Genomic DNA, 19,363 nt, shown 5'->3' with positions numbered 1-19,363 from the left:
GCGGGCCCGGGCCCATTAGACTGGGCGCATGACCGCCCGCGAGGAGGGGCGCACCCCAGGTGCGCCTTCCAGCCACATCTCCGTCGTCAAGCTTCCGCACTCGTGGTTCATCCTCTGCACGTCGCGCGAGCTGGGCAGCAAGCCGCTCGCGCGCACGCTCCAGGGCACGCCCCTGGTGCTGTTCCGGGGCGAGGGAGGCAAGCCCGGCGCGCTGGTGGACCGGTGTCCGCACCGCAACGTGCCCCTGTCGCTGGGGCGCGTGCAGGGCGGCAACCTGGAGTGCGGCTACCACGGCTGGCGCTTCGATGCGGGGGGCCAGTGCCGGCTCATCCCGGGGCTGGTGGGGGAGCCCGAGGCGAAGTCGCGCTGCGCCACCGCCTACGCGGCGCGCGAGCAGGACGGCTTCGTCTGGGTCTACTCCACGCCCGGCGTGGAGCCCACGACGGAGCCCTTCCGCTTCCCGCTGCTGGACGCGGCCGGCTACTCCACCGTGCGCCAGGTGCTGCGCGCGCCGGGATCGCTGCACGCGGTGCTGGAGAACACGCTGGACGTGCCGCACACCGCCTTCCTGCACGGGGGCCTGTTCCGCACCGCGGAGAAGCGCAACGAGATTGACGTGGTGGTGCGCCGCGGCGCGGACCGGGTGGAGGCGGAGTACATCGGTGAGCCCGCGCCCAAGGGGCTCGTCGGCCGGCTGCTGGCCCCGGGCGGCGGGGTGGTGCAGCACTTCGACCGCTTCCTGATGCCGTCCATCGCGCAGGTGGAGTACCGCATCGGGGAGAAGAGCCACATCCTGGTCAACTCCGCGATGACGCCGGTGGGCGACTTCGAGACGCTCGTGTACGCGGTGGTGACGGTGAAGTTGCCGGTGCCGCGCCTGCTGCTCAAGGCCGCGATGCCCTTCGTCCTGCCAGTGGCCCTGCACATCTTCGGACAGGACGCGCGCATCCTGGCGAAGCAGACGGACTCCATCCGCCGCTTCGGCACGGAGGCCTACGCCTCCACGGAGATCGACGTGCTGGGGCCCAGCATCCTGCGCCTGATGCGCGCCCAGGAGCGCGAGCGGACCGCGCCCCCGCCGGACACGGTGCATGAGACGCGCGTGCGCATGCGCACGTAGTCCCAATGACAGACATCCGGACGATGCCGGGGTTTTAAATCGGGCGTTGCCCCGGGGTGTCACTCAGCCAGTCGAAGAAGGGCTCGCCGTTCCGGCGCCATGTCTTGGCGCCGGTCGGCCCGTGAATACGTTCTCGCGAGATCGACAGTGATTGCCGCGCGGGTGCGGCACACGAGGACAGAGCCATGACGTTTCCAACGTTCCATGCGGAAGCAGTGTCGGACTTCCATCCCGCCCCTTCCGTGGACGAGATCGCGGCGACCCAGCTCCACGTCTCGAAAGCCATGCCCAAGGAGGCGGGCTGCATCGGCATCGCCGTCGGGGTCGAGGGGGAGGTTCCGCGTGAGCTCGGGCTGGACAGGACCCGGCTCGCGTCCGCCGGCTTCGAGGGCAAGGTCGGCCAGTCCCTGGTCATCCCCCGCGCGGACGGCCCCGCCGTCGTGGTCGTGGGCATGGGGCCGAAGGAGGGGCGCGACCTGACCTCCCTCCGGCACGCCGCGGCCGCCTTCGCCAGGGCGGGAGGCCACTATGCCCACCTCGCCATCACCCTGCCGGAGCTGACCGGCGTCGCGCCCGCGGACGCGGCGCAGGCGGTCGTGGAGGGCGTCCTCCTGGCGCGCTACCGCTACCGCCCCCTCAAGCGCACGTCCCAGCAGGAGCCGCCGCTCGAAGCCCTCACCCTCCTGTCGCCGTCGCTTCCGCCCGAAGAGGTGAAGCGCGGCGTCGAACGCGGCCGCATCACCGCCCGGGCCGCCGAGCTGGCCCGCGACCTGTCGAACGCGCCGGCCACGCTGCTCACCGCCCGCCGTCTCGAGGAGATCGCGCGCGTCGTGGCGGAGTCGTCGGGGCTGGACATCGAGGTCCTCGACGAGAAGGCCCTCGCGAAGCTCGGCTGCGGCGGCATGCTCGGCGTGAACGCCGGCAGCTCCGAACCGCCGCGCCTCATCAAGCTCTCCTACCGGCCGAAGGATGCGCGGGGCAAGGCGCTCGAACCCGTCGGCCGCGTCTCGCTGGTGGGCAAGGGCATCATGTACGACTCGGGAGGCCTGGGCCTGAAGCCGAACGACCTGGTCCACGCCGCGATGAAGACAGACATGTCCGGCGCCGCGGCCATCCTGGCCGCCATGTCGGCGCTGTCCTCGCTCGGCGCCAGGGCCTCGGTCACCGGGTATCTCATGTGCACGGACAACATGCCGGGCGGCAAGGCGATGCGGCTGGGCGACGTCCTGACGGCCCGGGGCGGCAAGACCGTGGAGGTCCTGAACACCGACGCCGAAGGCCGGCTGGTCATGATGGACGGCCTGGTCCTGGCGACGGAGGAGCAGCCGCCACCCGACGCCATCCTCGACATCGCGACCCTCACCGGCGCCTGCGAGCGGGCGCTCGGCAATGACAACGCAGGCGTCATCGGCAACCACCAGGGCGTGGTCGACCAGGTGTGCGCCGCGGCGGAGAAGTCCGATGAGACGGTGTGGCAGTTCCCGCTCGACAAGCGCCTGCGCCAGGAGCTGGATTCGGAGGTCGCGGACCTCAAGAACGTCGGCGGGGTGAACGCGGGGCAGATCACCGCGGCCCTCTTCCTGGAGGAGTTCGTCGCCGGCATCCCCTGGGCGCACATCGACATGGCGGGGACCTCCAGGGTCGAAACCGACAAGTCGTGGCGCTCCAAGGGCGCGACCGGCTACGGCACGCGCCTGCTCATCGAATTCCTCCTGGGCTTCCGCGCGCCAGGGGAGACCCGCCACTGACCTGACGCACGCAGGGAAGGGCCCGGGCGAAGGCGCCCGGGCTCTTTCAGAACTCGAACTCGGCGCCCAGGGTGAGCGCCACGTCCGCGACGGCCTTCCCCGCCGCGGGAGCGGTATCAAGCTGCACCAGCAGGTTCGTGCTGAGCGCCAGACGGTGCGTGATGTACGTCGAGAGCTTGGTGGTGGAGTCGGCGAGGAGGCGGGAGTCGCCCAGGATGTTCGGAAAGACCTCCAGGTACTGGGTGAACTTCAGCCGCTCGTTGAAGGGGTAGTAGAAGGTCAACCTTCCACCTGGAGCGAGCAGATCCACGCTGGGGAGCTCCTGCTCGTCCTCGAAGTACTGGAACCGGGACTCGTTCGAGTAGTGAAGGCCCAGGTCCAGGCGAAGCAACTGCTGCTCCGCGTACTTCGTGTCGCGCTCCAGCAGGGTGAAGGCGATGCCTGCCTCCCCATCCAGGCGCAGCTCGATGCTGGCCAGGTGGTCGGTCTTTCCATAGACCAGGGCGTAGGCGCCCAGCAGCGGGGTGAACCGCCGCTCACCGCGAACGGACGCCACCAGCGCCTCCGCGACCACGTCCTCGTCACCGTCGCCCTCCTCGGCGGAGGCGGCGGTCTCCAGGACGCCATCCGCCTTGAACGTCGCGACCCAGACCTTCGTGCGGTACTCGGCCAGCCCATTCGCGGTCAGCGCGAGCGACCGGCTGTTGCCCGCGAGCAGCAGGAACGAGAGCGCCGCGGAGCCCGTCCACGGGCCGGCTTCCTTCTCCGTGAGGTCCTCGCACAGGGCCTTGGGGGCGTCCTCCGCCACGGAGGGCGAAGCCGTCGGGGCGGGAGCGGGCCGGGGATTCGGCTCCGGCGTCTGGGCCAGCACGGCGAGGAGCAGCGGAAGAGAGCAGGCCATGGGCATCCCAGCGCATTGGGGGGGCAGGGACTGCCCACGCGCCGTCCAAGCTGACGGCGGGGGCAGCCAGCTTCAACCGGTCCCATGGTCGGCTGCGCCGTGCTGTAGCCAACCCGGCGCATTGACATCCATTGGGGCGCGACGGACCTTTTCAATGACAGCCGTTGCAGGAAACCCAGGAGGGCCGCCACGAATGGACACCCCAGGCGAGCCCCCCTTCGTCTCCACCGGCCAGCTCCCCGCTCCAGAGCGGGTTCGAGAGCTGGTGGACCAGGCCTACCAACGTCATCAAGGGAACACGGAGGGGCAGTGCTCCCAGGTCTACCCCGCGCTGGCCCGGGTGGATCCACGGCTGTTCGGCGTGTGCGTGGTGGGCATCAACGGCAGCAGCCACGGGGCGGGAGACGTGGACCATCCGTTCTCCATCATGAGCGTCTCCAAGCCGTTCCTCTTCGCGCTGGTCTGCCAGGCGTTGGGCCCGGAGGTGGCCCGGCGCAAGCTGGGGGTCAATGGCACGGGCCTGCCGTTCAACTCAGCCATGGCGATGGACCTGAGCCCGGACGGACGGACGAACCCCATGGTGAACACGGGCGCGCTGGCGACCACGAGCCTGGTCCCCGGCACCAGTCCAGAGGCCCGGTGGCGGTTCATCCATGAGGGGTTGTCCCGCTTCGCCGGCACCCGGCTCGCGCTCGACGAAGAGGTGTATGCCTCCGCGTCGAAGACCCACCACCGGAACCAGGGGCTCGCCTGGCTGTTGCACGGCCTGGGTCGCCTGGAGATGGATCCGGCCCTGACGACGGAGCTCTACACCCGCCAGTGTTCGCTGGCGGTGACCGCCCGGGAGCTCGCCGTGATGGGGGCGACCCTGGCGGACGGGGGCGTCAACCCGCTCACCCGGGAGCGGGTCGTCGACGAGGAGGTCTGCCACCACGCGCTCGCGGTGATGGCCACGGCCGGGATGTACGAAACGTCCGGAGACTGGCTCTATGACGTGGGGATACCGGGCAAGAGTGGCATCGGTGGAGGCATCGTCGCCGTCGCCCCGGGGAAGGGCGCGCTGGGCACCTTCGCGCCGCGGCTCGACGCCGCCGGAAACAGCATCCAGGGGCAGCTCGTCGCGCGGTTCCTGTCCCCGCGGCTCGGCCTGAGCCTGTTCAGCTCGAAGCCCGACACCTGAGGCCGTGCCCGGGAGACCTTGATGAGGGATTGGGCCGTCACCCCCTGCTGGTGTTGGCCCTGAAGCCGCGCGAGCCCCTGCGCTGACTGTCCGCAATCCCCCGACCCCCTGCGTCCAGGGACGCATTGTCCACACTCCCAGTCATGCGGAGTTTTTTCGCTGATTCTTGAGAGTTGTTCACGGCATGGGGAGCGCCAGATGACCGAGATCACAGACCATCGCATGATCCCTCCGAGGCCGGAGCCGAAGAAGAAGGGCATGGCGAGGGCGCTCGACACCATTGAGCGGGTGGGCAACAAGGTGCCCCACCCGGCCGTCATCTTCGTCGCGCTCATCGGCATTGTCATCGTGCTCTCCCACGTCTTCTACCTGATGGGTTCTTCGGTCACCTATCAGGCCATCAACCCGGAGACGCACGAGCTGGAGACCACCACCACCGCGGCGAAGAGCCTGCTGACGGGGGACGGCCTCCGCTTCATGTTCGCGGGCGTCATCGACAACTTCATGAGCTTCACCGCCGTGGGCGTCATCATCGTCGCCATGCTGGGCGTGGGCGTCGCGGAGTCGTCCGGGCTGGTCTCCGCGTTGATCCGGAAGCTGGTGATGGTCGCGCCGCGCAAGGCGCTCACGTACATCCTGGTGTTCGTGGGCATCGTGTCGAGCGTCGCCGCGGATGCCGGCTACCTGGTGTTGATTCCCCTGGCGGCGACGGCCTTCCTGAGCGTGGGCAGACACCCCGTCGCGGGGCTGGCGGCCTCCTTCGCGGGCGTGGCGTCTGTCTTCAGCGTGAACATCCTCATCAAGCCGCTGGATGGAATCCTGACGGGAATCACCAACGACGCCATCCACATCCTCAACCCGGCGCTCTCCATCGACCTGACGGCGAACTTCTGGTTTTCGTGCGCCTCCGTGGTGCTGCTGACCGTCGTGGTGACGATCATCACCGAACGGCTGGTGGAGCCGCGCCTGGGCAAGTACACCGGGGAGCTGCCGGCGGAGGCGGGGAGCAGCCCCACGAAGGAGGAGTCGCGCGGGCTGAAGTTCGCGACCTGGGCGGTGCTCGGGCTCGCCGCGGTCTTCGTCCTGCTGACGGTGCCCTCGGGCGCGCCGCTGCGCAATCCGGAGACGGGGGCCCTCATCGGGGACTCTCCGTTCATGAGCGGCCTCATCGTCGCCGTCACGCTGCTCTTCCTGGTGGCGGGCGTGGCCTATGGCATTGGCGCCGGGACCATCAAGGGCACGGTGGACGTCATCAGCGCGATGGAGAAGGCCGTGGGCAGCCTGGCGAGCCTCATCTTCCTGCTGTTCATCATCAGCCAGTTCATCGCCTTCTTCACCTACAGCAACATGGCGACGCTCGCGGCCGTGAAGGTGGGCGATGCCCTGGAGGGCGCGGGCCTGGGGGCGCTCCCGCTGCTCATCGGGTTCGTCCTGGTCGTCGCCGTCCTGGACCTCATCATGACGGGCGCGATCCCCAAGTGGGCCATCTTCGCCCCGGTCTTCGTCCCGCTGCTGATGCGGCTCAACGTGGACCCGGCCGCGGTGCTGGCCGCCTACCGCGTGGGCGACTCGCCCATGAACTCCGTCTCACCCCTGAACGCATACTTCGCGCTCATCGTGACCTTCGCCCAGAAGTACCAGAAGGGCGCGGGCGTGGGCACCGTGGTGGCCCTGATGCTGCCCTACGTCATCGCGCTCTTCATCCTCTGGCCCCTGCTCCTGGCGCTCTGGCAGGTGCTGGGACTGCCCTGGGGCTTCTGAGCCGTCCGGTCGCCTGTCGCGGGCTCAACCCGCGACGGGCGGCGGCTTGGGCCGGGGCTGGATGAGCTCCGTGGAGAAGTAGCGCTCCATGCGGTCGGGGAACACCGTCACCACCTGGGCCTGCGGGCCCAGCCGCTTCGCTGCCAGAGTTCCAAATGCGCGCAAGCGTACGCGCCCGCCGGCTGGCGCGTCCGATGTGTGAGCGTACATGCGCATGCGGATGGAAGGCGGAATCCCTTAACCGTCGACGCGTACTTGCTACGTGGTTTCACTGATAGGATCGTTGGTTTCTCGAAGCAGCGTTCTTAGGAAGCCGATGAGGCTCGCAAGCATTGCTTGGTCTTTTGTTTGGTCAGATATCCAGAGATTGTCCGCGATTGTGACGGTGTTGGTACTGCCTGGCTTGAGCAGGCTGGCTACTGCTGCAATGAGGGCCTTTTCGGGGGCAAATGGTGTCCAGTTCTCTGCTTTCCTGGCATCCACGCTGAATCCATCGACGTAGGCCCGAGCTCGCTTGAGCAACGGACCATACACAACATCGCCACATTCGATGAGCAGGTGTTCGACGACACCTTTGCTGGAGTTGTCGGGGAAAACGAAGATGCCCGTCTTGGGATGATCCTGGGAGACTTGGCCCGGTGTCGCGGGAATCCTTGGGAAAAGCGCGGAGAATCCTTGCTGATATTTTGTTGCTACGGTTGAGGGTGCATGATTGTCAGCATCCGCGATGACTCCGAACGCATCGAGCTTTTCATGCAGGTCGTGGTTCGTGAGTAGGGCGCTCACCTTCTTGATCAAGTCGCTTCCATTACCCTGGTAAATGGCTAGGGATTGGGAGGCGTTCGCGAAGATTGACGGCATCGCAAGACGATCATAGAGGTTGCCTTTCTGGGGCGGATAGGTGGGGACGATGGAGTTCCAGAGCGCGTCGAGGCGCTCGCTCTGACCACCAAACCTCTTGAAATTGAGCAGCTTTAATGTGCGTCCGACGACTGCTTGATCCGTCGTGCCTTCCACTGCGAGCATTGCGTACTTCACACTCGGATCTCCTGCCCAAGCTCTTCACGCAGAACGAGAAGTTGCTCCTGCGAGAACCGTTTCGCTCGAATGCCTTCTGCCTTGCTTTCGAGTCGGTAGATGACCAGTTCGTCGGAGGACGTACTCGCGGCTAGCAAGGCGTCAACCGCCTCAAGGCTATGCGTTGTGGCAAAAAGCTGCACATCCAGTTGCTGGCAGGCTCTGATGAGCCATCGAAACGCTGCATCCAACGCTTTTGTATGGATGGCTGACTCTATCTCGTCGATGAGAAGGAGACCTCCCTGGACCGCAGCAACGCTGAGGCCCATCAATAGCACTCGACGCATCCCATCACCGAAAGTGTTGAGTGGGGCCATTCCGAGTCGACGATGGCGCATGTAGATGGCCGCATCATTCCGAGGCCGTTTCAATATTTCGAGATCCTCGATGTCGGAGTCGAACAGCTTGAGGAGGTCGAGCACCGTCGGCTTGAGGTCTGAAAAGACGGCATCTGAGAATGCCTCCACTTCAAGTTGCTGGAACCGATGGCTGAATGGAGTGACCGTGGCGACGGGCGATGCGGCACCCTGGGGGAATTGAGCGATGGGACCACGGCCAGTCTCCCAAAGTGTGACAGTGAATCTTTCCTCATAAGAAGGAAGGGGTCCGCTTGAAACAGGTGCAGCGTCGGTATCTGTCAGGGTTGCTTGGAACTCAAGACTAGCCCCGCGCCTGATTCCGCTGTCGTGGAGTGTAAGGATCTCCGTGGCGAAGCCCGACGGCGGCTCTTCGGTCCCAACGGCGTACCCTTCGAGTTCTTTAAAGTGGGCGCGTGCTTCCCGGGTCAGTAGTCTTCCCTGGCCACTGAGATGAACCGTGCCTACGAATGGACCCGCATCCCCCGAGCCATTCTCCTGCGTATGTGGAAAGAGCCAGCGCAGTCCTTCAATCAGTGCTGAGCGGGAGTTGGTTAGGTCACGTCGACGAACAGCCTCTACCCAGTCTCCTGGGCTCAGCGGTCGTGCATGAAGTGCCACGGCCTCCAACACGGTGGTTTTTCCCGAGTTGTTGCGACCAACCAGGACATTGACGCGCCCGCAGTCGGAAAGTTGAACGTCACGAAGACCTCGGAGTCGGTGGATGGTGAGGTTTTCGATGGGGAGCATGGGGGCCAAGATTTCGTGACAAGAGATTGAGCGGTGCCGGCCTTCAGGATTCGACTCCCTCGGTGTGCTGTACAAATCAGTCTATCGGCTTGGGCCGGGGCAGGATGAGCTCCGTGGAGAAGTAGCGCTCCATGCGGTCGGGGAACACCGTCACCACCTGGGCCTGCGGGCCCAGCCGCTTCGCCGCCTCCACCGCCGCCGCGTAGTTGAGCCCGGAGGACGGGCCCACCGGGAAGCCGCGGCGGATGAGCGCCCGCGCGGTGCCCATGGCCAGGTCGTCCGACACGTCCAGCTCCACGCGGCCCGGCATGTCCGCCTCGCGGTACAGCTTGGACAGGCCGTCCACCACGCCCGGCACGCGCGCGCTGAAGCTGCAACACTCGATGTCGCAGCCCAGCCCGGAGATGGGCCGCGCGACGAAGGGCGTCACCGGACAGCCCGCTTCCGCGAACGCCTGGTACAGCCCCACGATGGTGCCGCCCGTGCCCACGCCGCTCACCACGCCGTGCACCAGCCCGCCCGGCACCTGCGAGAGGATCTCCTGCCCCGTCCACACCCGGTGCGCCTCCGCGTTGTCGGGGTTCTCGAACTGGCGGGGCGCGTAGCCCCCGCGCTCCGCGGCCAGCGCCGCCGCGCGCGCGATGGCGCCACGGATGCCCTCCGAGCGCGGCACCAGCTCCACCTCGCCGCCGTACGCGCGGATGGCGATGAGGCGCTCCTCCGTGACGCCCTCCGGCATCACCGCCGTGAAGCGGCACCCCATCTGCGCGCTGGCCAGCGCCATGGCGATGCTCGTGGAGCCGCTGGACGCCTCCACCACGTCCCCCCCTGGGCTCAGGTCCCCCAGCCGCCACGCCTTCTCCAGCATGTACCGGGCGATGCGGTCCTTGGTGGACCCACTGGGGTTGAGGAATTCCAGCTTACACCAGATTGTCGGGCCTTCCGGGTCCAGCCGCAGGGGGACGAGCGGCGTGGGGCCCACGGCCTGGAGGAAGCGACCATCGGCGGGGAGCGGGCGACAGGGAGCGCGCATGGTCCATCCCTACCGCGAAACGCGCCACGGGGGGAGCCACCCCTGAGGCCCGGCGGGCGTGCATGCGCCCTTGTCCCCGTGTCCACTCCCCTTGAAACCGACATTCCCATATGCACGACACTTGGCGGGCTGTGCCCCAGCCATTACGAATGGGGTCCGTCCTTCTCACGCATGCCTCCCTCCGCCCCCACCATCCTCAACGTCAACGACGACCTGGCCAGTCGCTACGTCACCACCCGCGTGCTGTCCCTGGCGGGCTTCCAGGTCCTGGAGGCGGGTACGGGCGGTGAGACGCTGGCGCTCACGGACGAGAACACCGACCTGGTCATCCTGGACGTCCGGCTGCCGGACATGAGCGGCCTGGAGGTGTGCCGGCGCCTGAAGGCTTCGCCGCGCACGCGCAGCGCGCTGGTGCTGCACCTGTCCGCGCAGGCGGTGGGGGCCGCAGACCGGGCGCAGGGGCTGGAGCACGGCGCGGACGCGTACCTCGTCGCGCCGGTGGATCCGGAGGAGCTGGTGGCCCAGGTGCATGCGCTGCTGCGCCTGCGCCGCGCCGAGCGCGAGGTGCGCGTGCTCTCCGACCAGGTGCAGCAGCAGCGCCGGCTCCTGGACCTGGCCATGTCCGCGGCGGCGGACCCCATCGCGCTCTACGACGGGGACGGCACGCTCATCTTCGCCAACCAGGCGGTGGCCGCGTCGCGCGGGTCGCACCACGTGCACGTGCCTGGCCGGAGCATGGACGCGCTGCGCACGCTGGATCCGCAGCTGGAGCCCTACGCCCGGTCGCTGGAGGAGGCCCGGCGCACGGGGCAGGTGCAGCGGGGCCGGGTGACGCTGTCCTCGGACCAGGGCCCCCGGCACTTCGAGTACACGATGTCCCCCGCGCCCGGGCCCACGGGCGCGGTGGAGGCCGTCATCGCCACCGGCCGCGACATCACGGAGGTGCGCAACGCGGAGGACTTCCGCGAGCAGTTCATCGGCATCCTGGGCCACGACCTGCGCAACCCCCTCAACGCGCTGTCCATGTCCGCGCAGCAACTGCAACGGCAGGGGGAGATGACGGAGCGGCAGAAGGTCTTCACCGGGCGCATCCTCATCAGCGCGGAGCGGATGGACCGGATGATCCGCCAGCTGCTGGACTTCGCCCGCGCCCGGCTGGGCTCCGGGCTGCCGGTGATGCGCTCGCGGTGCGACCTGTTCGACGTGGTGCGCGGCGCGGTGGACGAATCGCGCGCGAGCCACCCCCACCGCGAGGTGCTGCTGGAGCTGATGGGGGACGGACGGGGCGCGTGGGACGTGGACCGGCTGGAGCAGGTGGTGGGCAACCTCCTGTCCAACGCGCTCAAGTTCAGTCCGCCGGAGACCTCCGTGCGGGTGAGCGCCGAGGGCACGCCGACGGAGGCCGTCCTGCGGGTGCACAACCTGGGCACCCCCATCCCGGAGGATCAGCTCCCCCACCTCTTCGCCGCCTGGCGCCGCGCGGGCCGCAGCGAACGGGAGCAGGGCGTGTCCGCGGGGCTGGGGCTGGGGCTCTACATCACCGAACAGATTGTCCGGGCGCACGGCGGCACGGTGCAGGTGACCTCCACCCAGGCGCGCGGGACGACCTTCACGGTGAGGCTGCCGCGCGGCTGACGCCGGGTGCGTCCCAAGGAAGTGGCCGCGGGATGTGATGATTCCTGGACGGATGCGTTGCGTCGTCCCTTCCGGATGCGCAGGGCCAACCCCACCCTGGGGGCATGGTCCCATCCGAAAAGCGAATCTTCGCCCAGAGCGTGGAAGCCCTCTTCGTGCGTGCCCTGGGGCCGCACCTGTCGCGGGACGGGCGCCAGAAGCTGAAGGCCGCGGGCCTGGACCTGTCCGAACCGCTGCGTCACAACTACGCGCTGGAGCAGTGGCGGGCCTTCCTGGAGGTGGCGGCGCGGGACGTGTTCCCGGGGCAGCCCTCGGAGGCGGCCTACCTGGAGCTGGGCGCGCGCTACCTGCAGGGCTTCCGGCAGACGTCCGTGGGGCGCGCGAGCATGCAGCTGGTGACGCACCTGGGCCCGGAGAAGACGCTGGAGCGCGTGCCGTACAACCTGCGCGCGGGCAACAACTTCAATGAAGTGCGCGTGGAGGAGCTGTCGCGGAACGCCGCCACCCTGTGGGTGAAGGACGTGCTGGCGGACAACCCCTTCTTCGCCTGCGGCTTCCTGGCGGAGACGCTGCGGGCGTCGGGGGCGGGCACGCTGGAGGTGAAGCCCATCGCCTTCGACGGGACGGCGGCCACCTTCCGCCTCACCTGGGTGGAGGCCAAGGGGCAGCGGCCGGCGGGCACGGTGGCGCCGGTCCGCCGGCTGTTCGGGTAGTCGCCTACGGGTAGCGCACGGGGGCCGGCGGGTCGTCCGGGGGCAGGGGGATGAACTCCGTCTCCTGCGGCACCTGGGCGAAGCGGCCCTCCTTCCAGTCCGCCTTGGCGACCTCCAGGCGCTCCTTGGAGGACGACACGAAGTTCCAGAACAGGTAGCGCGGGCCGTCCATGGGCTCGCCGCCCAGCAGCATCATCCGCGCGGGCCCTTCGCTGCCCAGGATGATTTCACTGCCCGGCTTGAACACCAGCAGCTCGCCGGGCTGGAAGCGGGTGCCCTCCACGTCCACGGTGCCTTCGACCAGGTACAGGCCGCGCTCCTCGTGTTCGGCGGGGAGCTTGAAGCGGGCTCCGGCCTCCAGGCGCGCGTCCGCGTAGAAGAGGTCGGAGTGCGTGCGCACCGGGGACTTCCCGCCGTGCATGGCGCCGGCGATGACGGTCAGGTGGACGCCTTCGCCTTCGACGATGGCGAGGGTGTCGTGGGGGTGGTGGACGAAGGAGGGGGCGGTCTCCTCGTGCTGGTGGGGGAGGGCGAGCCAGGCCTGGATGCCCAGGAGGCGGCCTCCGGCGGCGCGGGTGTCGGGGCCGGTGCGTTCGGAGTGGACGATGCCCTGGCCGGCGGTCATCCAGTTCACGGCGCCGGGGCGGATGGACTGCACGACGCCCAGCGAGTCCCGGTGGAGGATTTCGCCCTCGAAGAGGTAGGTGACGGTGGACAGGCCGATGTGCGGGTGCGGGCGCACGTCCAGGCCCCGGCCGGGGTCGAAGTCCGCGGGGCCCATCTGATCCAGGAAGATGAACGGGCCCACCATGCGGCGGCGCGCGGAGGGCAGGGCCCGGCGCACGGTGAAGCCGTCACCCAGGTCGCGCACCCGGGGGACGATGAGCGTCTCCAGCGACGGTGGGGGCTCGCGCCCCTGCAGGTCCTCTTCCCAGCTCATGGTGTGGCTCCTCTTTCGGGTGGGGGCGGTGAGTCTGCCCCAGTTCCAACGCCGTCAGGCCTCTTTGGTGGGGATGTTGCTCGCCTGAACGCTTCGGGGGGCGTGTTGGAGGGACGTTCGCTTCAGTGAATCAATCCGGAGCGGGACTGCGGCATCACACCGACTTCGCGGAAGACCACGTCGCTGGGTCCCAGGGCGTGGACGGCTTCAACGAAGCGCTCGTTGACGAGGGTATAGGTGGTCCCGTTCTCAGGGCGGAAGAGGTCCACCTCGTGAGGAAGGGCATCACCGTCCAGGCAGGGCTCGGGAGCGATCCGTGTCTCGTACCAACCACAGGTTTGGCACTTGGGTCCCGTCAGCACGGAGTCCCGGTGCAGGAGGCCTCGGATGGGCAGCTCCAGTTCATGCAGGGCGACGCCTGCTTCCAGGCCCTGAAGTTCCGTGCGCACCGGGACGAGGCCTCGGATGCCTGCATCTTGAAGGCCTTGTAGCGCCTCCTGGGTCACCAGCACTTCCCATCCGAACCGTGCACTCAAGGGCCCCCAGGTACCGTGGGCCATGCCTCGCAAGGGGCCGAATTGCATGCCCGGTTCGGTGCTCAGCCCTGGAGGCAGCAATGGCTGAACGAGGGCCGCGAGACGTGCGAATTCAGCATGCGGTTCGACACGGGGCTCCACCAGGGAGCTCTGCTCGGGCAGCGAGGACAGGTCGACACCCGGCAGGGACAGTTGTCCGCTCCAGGTTTCGTGGCAGGTCGGGCACTCCACCCCGGGCAGCCTCCAGACATGCTCGGCGGAAAGGCTGCCGCTCCAGTGTCTCGCGACTTCTGGAGGCGGACGTTGGAGTTGATAGAAGCGCATCGGCATCACGGTTCAGGACGCTGTTGGGGTGTCAGGTCGATGCCCTGCCAGTAGGTCATCGTCAAGCCGAAGATGTCGAACCGCTGGATCATCCACGAGGCCTGGTCGAAGTGCATGAGCTTGGTGGCCCGTCCCCGGGTGCGTTCACGGAACGCCATCCATTCGGTGTTCCAGGGGCCGCTGTCCGCTTCACGATGGATGCGCCGATGGACCTCCGCGTCGATGGCGATGACGTAGTCATGGACGTTGATGCCCTTCGACTGAAAGTAGGCCTTCATGGCCTGCGGGAAGATGTGATGCCGCTCCTTGGGGCGTGATGCCCACTCCTCCATGGCCTGTCGGCGCTTCACCTCGCTGGGAAGCGGCTCGCGTGGATGCCAGCGGAAGACGAAGACGGGAAGGGAGTTGCCCGGAAGCTCTTGCGCACTTCCCCAGTGACGCTGTGCCGAACCTCTTGGCGTGATGGGGGCGGGAGCACCGCTGAAGGTGTGGACCACGCGGCCTTGAGGTGATGCCGGGTCTTGATCCGCGTAGAGGCCACAAGTGTCCCTGGCGCAGTGAAGCGCGAGGCACGCGTCCTCGTCGTGCCCCTCGTCCACAGGTGTCTTCCCGGGAAGCTCGGTTCCGGATGCCCATCGGGAAGAGGGTGTGGTCGCACAGCCTCCTACCCAGAGGGCCAGCATCATCAGCGGCCACACGCGCACGGCATTCCCCTTCGGGTGATTCGCTCCTGCGAGCCCGATGGAGCCTGCCATGGCATTCCACCTTTCGGTCCCGCCCGGCAGGAAGCCGAGCGGAAGGCACCACCCTGGTGACACCCGGGGCACGTTGACGGCGCGCTGTACCTGTGTTCAGGCTGGCCTGCTGGGAGCCCGCCATGTCCCCTCAAATCCATCTCGATTTCGCGTCGGAGTTCGCGGCGCATCCGGCCCTCGCCGCCTTCCATCCGGTGGTGCGGCGCTGGTTCGCGTCCCGCCTGGGCGAGCCCACCCGTCCACAGGTGGAGGGCTGGCCGCTCATCCATGCCGGCCACGACGTGCTCATCGCCGCGCCCACCGGCAGTGGCAAGACGCTCACGGCGTTCCTCGCCGCGCTGGACTCGCTGTTCCGCCTGGCGCTCGCGGGCACGCTGCCCGACCACACCCAGGTCCTCTACGTGTCGCCCTTGAAGGCCCTGGGCAACGACGTGCAGAAGAACCTCCTCCAGCCCCTGGAGGAGCTGATGTCCCTGGCCCGCGCGGAGGGCCATTCCCCCCAGCACCTGCGCGTGCAGGTGCGCACCGGCGACACGCCCGCCAGCGAACGCGCGCAGATGGTGCGCCGCCCGCCGCACATCCTCATCACCACGCCGGAGTCGCTCTACCTCTACCTCACGGCCGAGCGCGCCCGCGCCACCCTGCGCGCCGTGCGCACGGTCATCGTGGACGAAATCCACGCGCTCGCCCGCGACAAGCGCGGCAGCCACTTCACCCTGTCGCTGGAGCGCCTCAAGGCCCTCACCGACGTGCGCCCCCAGATGCTGGGCCTGTCCGCGACGCAGAAGCCGCTGGACGCCATCGCGGGCTTCCTCACCGGCGCCTCCCTCGCCGAGTGCCGTCGCGTGGAGGTGGGCCACCAGCGCCCGTGGGACCTCAAGGTGGAGATCCCCGACGCGGAGCTGTCCTCCATCGCGAGCCATGAGATGTGGGGCCAGGTCTATGACCGGCTGGTGCAACTGGCGGGCGAGCACCGCACCACGCTCATCTTCGTCAACACGCGCAAGATGTCCGAGCGCGTGGCGCACGACCTGGGCGAACGCCTGGGCCAGGAGTGGGTGGCCGCGCACCACGGCAGCATGTCGCGCGAGATGCGCCTGTCCGCCGAGGAGCGCCTGAAAGCGGGCCAGCTGCGCGTGATGGTCGCCACCGCGTCGCTGGAGCTGGGCATCGACGTGGGCAACGTGGACCTGGTGGTGCAACTGGGCACCACGAAGGCCATCTCCGTGCTGCTCCAGCGCGTGGGCCGCGCGGGCCACCACAAGGCGGGCATCTCCAAGGGCATCCTCTTCGCGATGACGCGCGACGAGCTGGTGGAGTGCGTCGCGCTCCTCAACGCCGTGCGCGAGGGCGACCTGGACGCGGTCCGCATCCCCAAGAAGCCGCTGGACGTGCTCGCGCAGCAGATCGTCGCCGCGTGCGCGTGCGAGGAGTGGGACGAGCGCGCCCTCTACAGCGTCTTCCAGCGCGCGTACCCCTACCAGGACCTCACCTGGGAGGAGTACCAGCAGGTGCTGGAGATGCTGTCGGAGGGCGTGGCCGAGCGCCGGGGTCGGGCCAGCATCCACCTGCACCGCGACCGGGTGAACCAGCGGCTCAAGGGGCGCCGGGGCGTGCGCATCACCGCGCTCACCAACGGCGGCGCCATCCCAGACACCTTCAACTTCAGCGTCACCGCGCAACCGGAGGGCAAGGTGGTGGGCACGCTGGACGAGGACTTCGCGGTGGAGTCCTCCCCGGGAGACATCTTCCTGTTGGGCAGCACCGCGTGGCGCATCCAGCGCGTCATGGGCAGCACGGTGATGGTGGAGGACGCGCGGGGGGCCCCGCCCAACGTGCCCTTCTGGCGCGGCGAGGCGCCGGGCCGCACGGACGAGCTGAGCCTCCAGGTGGGCAGGCTGCGCGAGGAGCTGCTGCGCCACGACGACCCCACGGGCTTCCTGGAGAAGCTGTTGCGCGTGCCGCCGCCAGCGGTGGACGCGCTGATGGGCTACCTGCGCCTGGGCAAGAAGATGCTGGGCGACGTGGTGCCCAGCCACACGCAAATCGTCGCCGAGCGCTTCTTCGACGAAGCGGGCGGCATGCAGCTCATCATCCACGCGCCGTTCGGCAGCCGCATCAACCGCGCGTGGGGCCTGGCGCTGCGCAAGCGCTTCTGCCGCTCGTTCGACTTCGAGCTGCAGGCGGCGGCCACGGAGGACGGCATCCTGCTGAGCCTGGGCGAGCAGCACTCGTTCCCGCTGGCGGACATCTTCGAATTCCTGCACCCGGACAACGTGGAGGAGGTGCTGGTGCAGGCGGTGTTGCAGGCGCCCATCTTCGGCACGCGCTTCCGCTGGGTGGCCACGCGGGCGCTGACGCTGCACCGGATGATGGGGGGCAAGCGCGTGGCGCCGAACCTCCAGCGTGCGCGCAGCGAGGACCTGCTGGCGGCGGTGTTCCCCGCGCAGGTGGGCTGCCAGGACAACCACGGCGGCGGCGACGTGGAGCTGCCGGACCATCCGCTGGTGAAGCAGACGATGGACGACTGTCTGCGCGAGGCCATGGACGTGGACGGGCTGCGCGACGTGCTCCGGCGCATGCGGGATGGGAGCATCCAGCTCGTCGCCCGGGACGTGCCGGAGCCGAGCGTCTTCGCGCACGCGCTCATCAACAGCCAGCCCTACACCTTCCTGGACGACGCGCCGGCCGAGGAGCGCCGCGTGCGCAACGTGGCCTTGCGCCGCGCGCTGCCCGCGGAGGACGCCGCGGCGTTCGGCGCGCTGGATGCCGCCGCCATCGCGCAGGTGGTGGAGGACGCCGCGCCGCCCATGCGCGACGAGGATGAGCTGCACGACGCGCTCCTGCAACTGGTGCTGGTGCGGGCGTCGGAGGTGCCGCGAGGCCTGGAGGCGGGCCTGTTCGCGCAAGGCCGCGTGGCGTGGCTGGAGCGGTCGGGCGCGCGGTTCCTCGTGTCCGCGGAGCGGGGCAACGCGGTGCGCGCCCTCTTCCCGGACGTCCAGACGCAGCCGGTGTTGCCGGTGCTGGAGTACGACCGGCCGGTGGAGCGCGACGCGGCGGTGCTCCAGGTGGTGCGCGGGCGGATGGAGATGGTGGGCCCCACCACGGTCACGGAGCTGGCGCGGCTGACGCTGCTGGACGCGGACGACATCAACCTGGCGCTGCACTCCCTGGAGAGCCAGGGCAGCGTGCTGCGCGGCCAGTTCCGGGCGACCGGGGACGTGCCGGTATCGCCCGGCGAGGACGGCGGGCCGGTGCTGGAGTGGTGCGACCGGCGGCTGCTCCAGCGCATCCACCGGATGACGGTGGGGCGGCTGCGCCGGGAGATTGAACCGCTGAGTCCGCAGGACTTCATGCGCTTCCTCTTCCGGTGGCACCACCTGGAGGACGTGGACGCGCTGCGCGGCTCCACGGGCCTGCTCAAGGCGGTGCGGCTGCTCCAGGGGTATGAAGCGCCGGCCTCCGCGTGGGAGCGCTTCCTGCTGCCGGCGCGCATGCGCGGCTACACGCCGGATCAGCTGGAGCGCGCGTGCTACGCGGGCGAGGTGGCGTGGGGGCGGGTGACGCTGAAGGATCCGCCGAAGCCGGCGGGGCCGCGCCGTGGAGCGCCGGTGACGGAAGCGCCGGAGCCCGTGGTGCACAAGCGGGCGTCGCCCACGCGCAACGCGCCGCTGACGTTCACGCTGCGCGAGGACCTGGAGTGGATGCTGGCGGCGGCGCGTCCGCACGCGGTGCTGGCGGATGGGGGCGTGTGGACGCCGCCGGACCTGAGCGCTGCGGCGAAGGACGTGGTGGGCGTGCTGGACCGGCGGGGCGCGTGCTTCTTCCAGGACCTGGTGACGCGGGCGCGGCGGCTGCCGGCGGAGGTGGAGGACGCGCTGTGGGAGCTGGTGGCGAAGGGGCTCGTCACGGCGGACGCGGTGCAGAACCTGCGCATCCTGCAGAGCCCGGCGCACCGCAAGCGTCAGAAGCTGTTGCAGCGCGGAGGCCCCGGTCGCTGGAGTCTGCTGGCGCCCGCGGAGCCGAAGACGCAGGACGAGGTGATGGAGTCGCTGGCGAAGCTGTTCCTTCAGCGCTACGGCATCGTCTGGCGTGACCTGGTGATGCGCGAGTCCCTGGCGCCGACGTGGCGGGAGCTGCTGTTCGTCTACCGGCGCATGGAGGCGCGAGGCGAGCTGCGCGGCGGGCGCTTTGTGTCGGGCTTCGTGGGGGAGCAGTTCGCCCTGCCGGAGGCGGTGGACACGGCGCGCGCGGTGCGCAGGACGGCCCCGTCAGGCGTGCGCATCCAGTTGTCCGGCGTGGATCCGCTGAACCTCACGGGCGTGGTGACGCCGGGCCCGCGCGTGCCCGCGATGCCGAACAACGTCGTCACCTACGTGGACGGGATTCCGCAAGGCGTGGACGCGGTGGAAGACGCTCCGGAGAACGAGGACACGGAAGTCGAGGGGCCGCTCGCGCAGGTGAACTGACCTTCGCAGGACAGACGCGGGTCGTGGCTTGGCGATGCGAGAGGTGTCCTGGTGGAATGCCTCTC

Annotated in this window: 15 protein-coding genes; 7 read left to right on the top strand and 8 right to left on the bottom strand. The window is 68.8% G+C overall.

Annotation, left to right across the window (positions count from 1 at the left end; all coding sequences use genetic code 11):
* Window positions 1-28 precede the first annotated feature (28 nt).
* The gene (locus tag OV207_RS33495; RefSeq protein WP_193346728.1) at window positions 29-1,120 is read left to right on the top strand and encodes an aromatic ring-hydroxylating oxygenase subunit alpha; all 1,092 of its coding nucleotides are present in this window, start codon (window positions 29-31) and stop codon (window positions 1,118-1,120) included.
* A 185-nt stretch (window positions 1,121-1,305) separates the two neighbouring features.
* The gene (locus OV207_RS33490; RefSeq protein WP_267559176.1) at window positions 1,306-2,868 is read left to right on the top strand and encodes a leucyl aminopeptidase; all 1,563 of its coding nucleotides are present in this window, start codon (window positions 1,306-1,308) and stop codon (window positions 2,866-2,868) included.
* Window positions 2,869-2,914: 46 nt separating this feature from the next.
* On the opposite strand, the gene OV207_RS33485 is transcribed toward OV207_RS33490, so the two are convergent.
* Window positions 2,915-3,769 carry a DUF481 domain-containing protein gene (locus OV207_RS33485; RefSeq protein ID WP_267559175.1) on the bottom strand — a complete coding sequence of 285 codons (855 nt, stop codon included), beginning with the start codon at window positions 3,767-3,769 and terminating at the stop codon, window positions 2,915-2,917.
* 193 nt (window positions 3,770-3,962) lie between these two features.
* On the opposite strand from OV207_RS33485, the gene glsA reads away from it, so the two are divergent.
* Complete coding sequence (gene glsA / locus OV207_RS33480) at window positions 3,963-4,949, top strand: glutaminase A (protein ID WP_267559174.1); 987 nt, start codon at window positions 3,963-3,965, stop codon at window positions 4,947-4,949.
* 198 nt (window positions 4,950-5,147) lie between these two features.
* Window positions 5,148-6,710 (top strand): AbgT family transporter, encoded by a 1,563-nt coding sequence (locus OV207_RS33475; RefSeq protein ID WP_227026741.1) that lies wholly within the window; start codon window positions 5,148-5,150, stop codon window positions 6,708-6,710.
* Between the two features lie 24 nt (window positions 6,711-6,734).
* On the opposite strand, the gene OV207_RS33470 is transcribed toward OV207_RS33475, so the two are convergent.
* The 4 genes from OV207_RS33470 to OV207_RS33455 all read right to left on the bottom strand — a co-directional run bounded on the left by OV207_RS33470 (window position 6,735) and on the right by OV207_RS33455 (window position 9,926).
* Window positions 6,735-6,875, bottom strand: coding sequence for a hypothetical protein (locus OV207_RS33470; protein ID WP_267559173.1), 141 nt, complete (start codon window positions 6,873-6,875; stop codon window positions 6,735-6,737).
* Between the two features lie 93 nt (window positions 6,876-6,968).
* Window positions 6,969-7,748 (bottom strand): DUF3226 domain-containing protein, encoded by a 780-nt coding sequence (locus OV207_RS33465; RefSeq protein WP_267559172.1) that lies wholly within the window; start codon window positions 7,746-7,748, stop codon window positions 6,969-6,971.
* Window positions 7,745-8,893 carry an AAA family ATPase gene (locus tag OV207_RS33460; protein ID WP_267559171.1) on the bottom strand — a complete coding sequence of 383 codons (1,149 nt, stop codon included), beginning with the start codon at window positions 8,891-8,893 and terminating at the stop codon, window positions 7,745-7,747. The genes OV207_RS33465 and OV207_RS33460 overlap by 4 nt, the downstream gene beginning before the upstream one ends.
* Before the next feature lie 76 nt (window positions 8,894-8,969).
* Window positions 8,970-9,926, bottom strand: a complete 957-nt coding sequence (locus tag OV207_RS33455) for a PLP-dependent cysteine synthase family protein (protein ID WP_267559170.1) — start codon at window positions 9,924-9,926, stop codon at window positions 8,970-8,972.
* A gap of 171 nt (window positions 9,927-10,097) precedes the next feature.
* Here OV207_RS33455 and OV207_RS33450 point away from each other — a divergent pair, with 171 nt between their 5' ends.
* Together OV207_RS33450 and OV207_RS33445 are read left to right on the top strand one after the other, a co-directional pair.
* Window positions 10,098-11,561, top strand: coding sequence for a sensor histidine kinase (locus OV207_RS33450; RefSeq protein WP_267559169.1), 1,464 nt, complete (start codon window positions 10,098-10,100; stop codon window positions 11,559-11,561).
* Between the two features lie 104 nt (window positions 11,562-11,665).
* The gene (locus OV207_RS33445) at window positions 11,666-12,274 is read left to right on the top strand and encodes a DUF2378 family protein (protein ID WP_193346734.1); all 609 of its coding nucleotides are present in this window, start codon (window positions 11,666-11,668) and stop codon (window positions 12,272-12,274) included.
* Between the two features lie 4 nt (window positions 12,275-12,278).
* Here the strand turns inward: OV207_RS33445 and OV207_RS33440 are convergent, their stop codons facing one another.
* The 3 genes from OV207_RS33440 to OV207_RS33430 form a co-directional block, all read right to left on the bottom strand.
* Window positions 12,279-13,214 (bottom strand): pirin family protein, encoded by a 936-nt coding sequence (locus OV207_RS33440; protein ID WP_193346735.1) that lies wholly within the window; start codon window positions 13,212-13,214, stop codon window positions 12,279-12,281.
* A gap of 122 nt (window positions 13,215-13,336) precedes the next feature.
* Window positions 13,337-14,080, bottom strand: a complete 744-nt coding sequence (locus OV207_RS33435; protein WP_193346736.1) for a double-CXXCG motif protein — start codon at window positions 14,078-14,080, stop codon at window positions 13,337-13,339.
* Window positions 14,080-14,829 carry a TIGR02269 family lipoprotein gene (locus OV207_RS33430; protein ID WP_267559168.1) on the bottom strand — a complete coding sequence of 250 codons (750 nt, stop codon included), beginning with the start codon at window positions 14,827-14,829 and terminating at the stop codon, window positions 14,080-14,082. The genes OV207_RS33435 and OV207_RS33430 overlap by 1 nt, the downstream gene beginning before the upstream one ends.
* 122 nt (window positions 14,830-14,951) lie before the next feature.
* Here OV207_RS33430 and OV207_RS33425 point away from each other — a divergent pair, with 122 nt between their 5' ends.
* Complete coding sequence (locus OV207_RS33425) at window positions 14,952-19,298, top strand: DEAD/DEAH box helicase (protein ID WP_267559167.1); 4,347 nt, start codon at window positions 14,952-14,954, stop codon at window positions 19,296-19,298.
* Window positions 19,299-19,363: the final 65 nt, after the last annotated feature.

The sequence above is a fragment of the Corallococcus sp. BB11-1 genome, from assembly GCF_026626625.1.
Classification (GTDB): domain Bacteria; phylum Myxococcota; class Myxococcia; order Myxococcales; family Myxococcaceae; genus Corallococcus; species Corallococcus soli.
The sequence above is the reverse complement of the archived record's forward strand: the minus strand, read 5'-3'. Positions and strand labels throughout refer to the sequence as shown.

Bases quoted from the DNA above. Each gene is read 5' to 3' on its own strand.
- OV207_RS33495 (WP_193346728.1), top strand. From the start codon at position 29: ATGACCGCCCGCGAGGAGGGGCGCACCCCAGGTGCGCCTTCCAGCCAC.
- OV207_RS33490 (WP_267559176.1), top strand. From the start codon at position 1,306: ATGACGTTTCCAACGTTCCATGCGGAAGCAGTGTCGGACTTCCATCCC.
- OV207_RS33485 (WP_267559175.1), bottom strand. From the start codon at position 3,769: ATGGCCTGCTCTCTTCCGCTGCTCCTCGCCGTGCTGGCCCAGACGCCG.
- glsA (WP_267559174.1), top strand. From the start codon at position 3,963: ATGGACACCCCAGGCGAGCCCCCCTTCGTCTCCACCGGCCAGCTCCCC.
- OV207_RS33475 (WP_227026741.1), top strand. From the start codon at position 5,148: ATGACCGAGATCACAGACCATCGCATGATCCCTCCGAGGCCGGAGCCG.
- OV207_RS33460 (WP_267559171.1), bottom strand. From the start codon at position 8,893: ATGCTCCCCATCGAAAACCTCACCATCCACCGACTCCGAGGTCTTCGT.
- OV207_RS33455 (WP_267559170.1), bottom strand. From the start codon at position 9,926: ATGCGCGCTCCCTGTCGCCCGCTCCCCGCCGATGGTCGCTTCCTCCAG.
- OV207_RS33450 (WP_267559169.1), top strand. From the start codon at position 10,098: ATGCCTCCCTCCGCCCCCACCATCCTCAACGTCAACGACGACCTGGCC.
- OV207_RS33445 (WP_193346734.1), top strand. From the start codon at position 11,666: ATGGTCCCATCCGAAAAGCGAATCTTCGCCCAGAGCGTGGAAGCCCTC.
- OV207_RS33440 (WP_193346735.1), bottom strand. From the start codon at position 13,214: ATGAGCTGGGAAGAGGACCTGCAGGGGCGCGAGCCCCCACCGTCGCTG.
- OV207_RS33435 (WP_193346736.1), bottom strand. From the start codon at position 14,080: ATGCCGATGCGCTTCTATCAACTCCAACGTCCGCCTCCAGAAGTCGCG.
- OV207_RS33430 (WP_267559168.1), bottom strand. From the start codon at position 14,829: ATGGCAGGCTCCATCGGGCTCGCAGGAGCGAATCACCCGAAGGGGAAT.
- OV207_RS33425 (WP_267559167.1), top strand. From the start codon at position 14,952: ATGTCCCCTCAAATCCATCTCGATTTCGCGTCGGAGTTCGCGGCGCAT.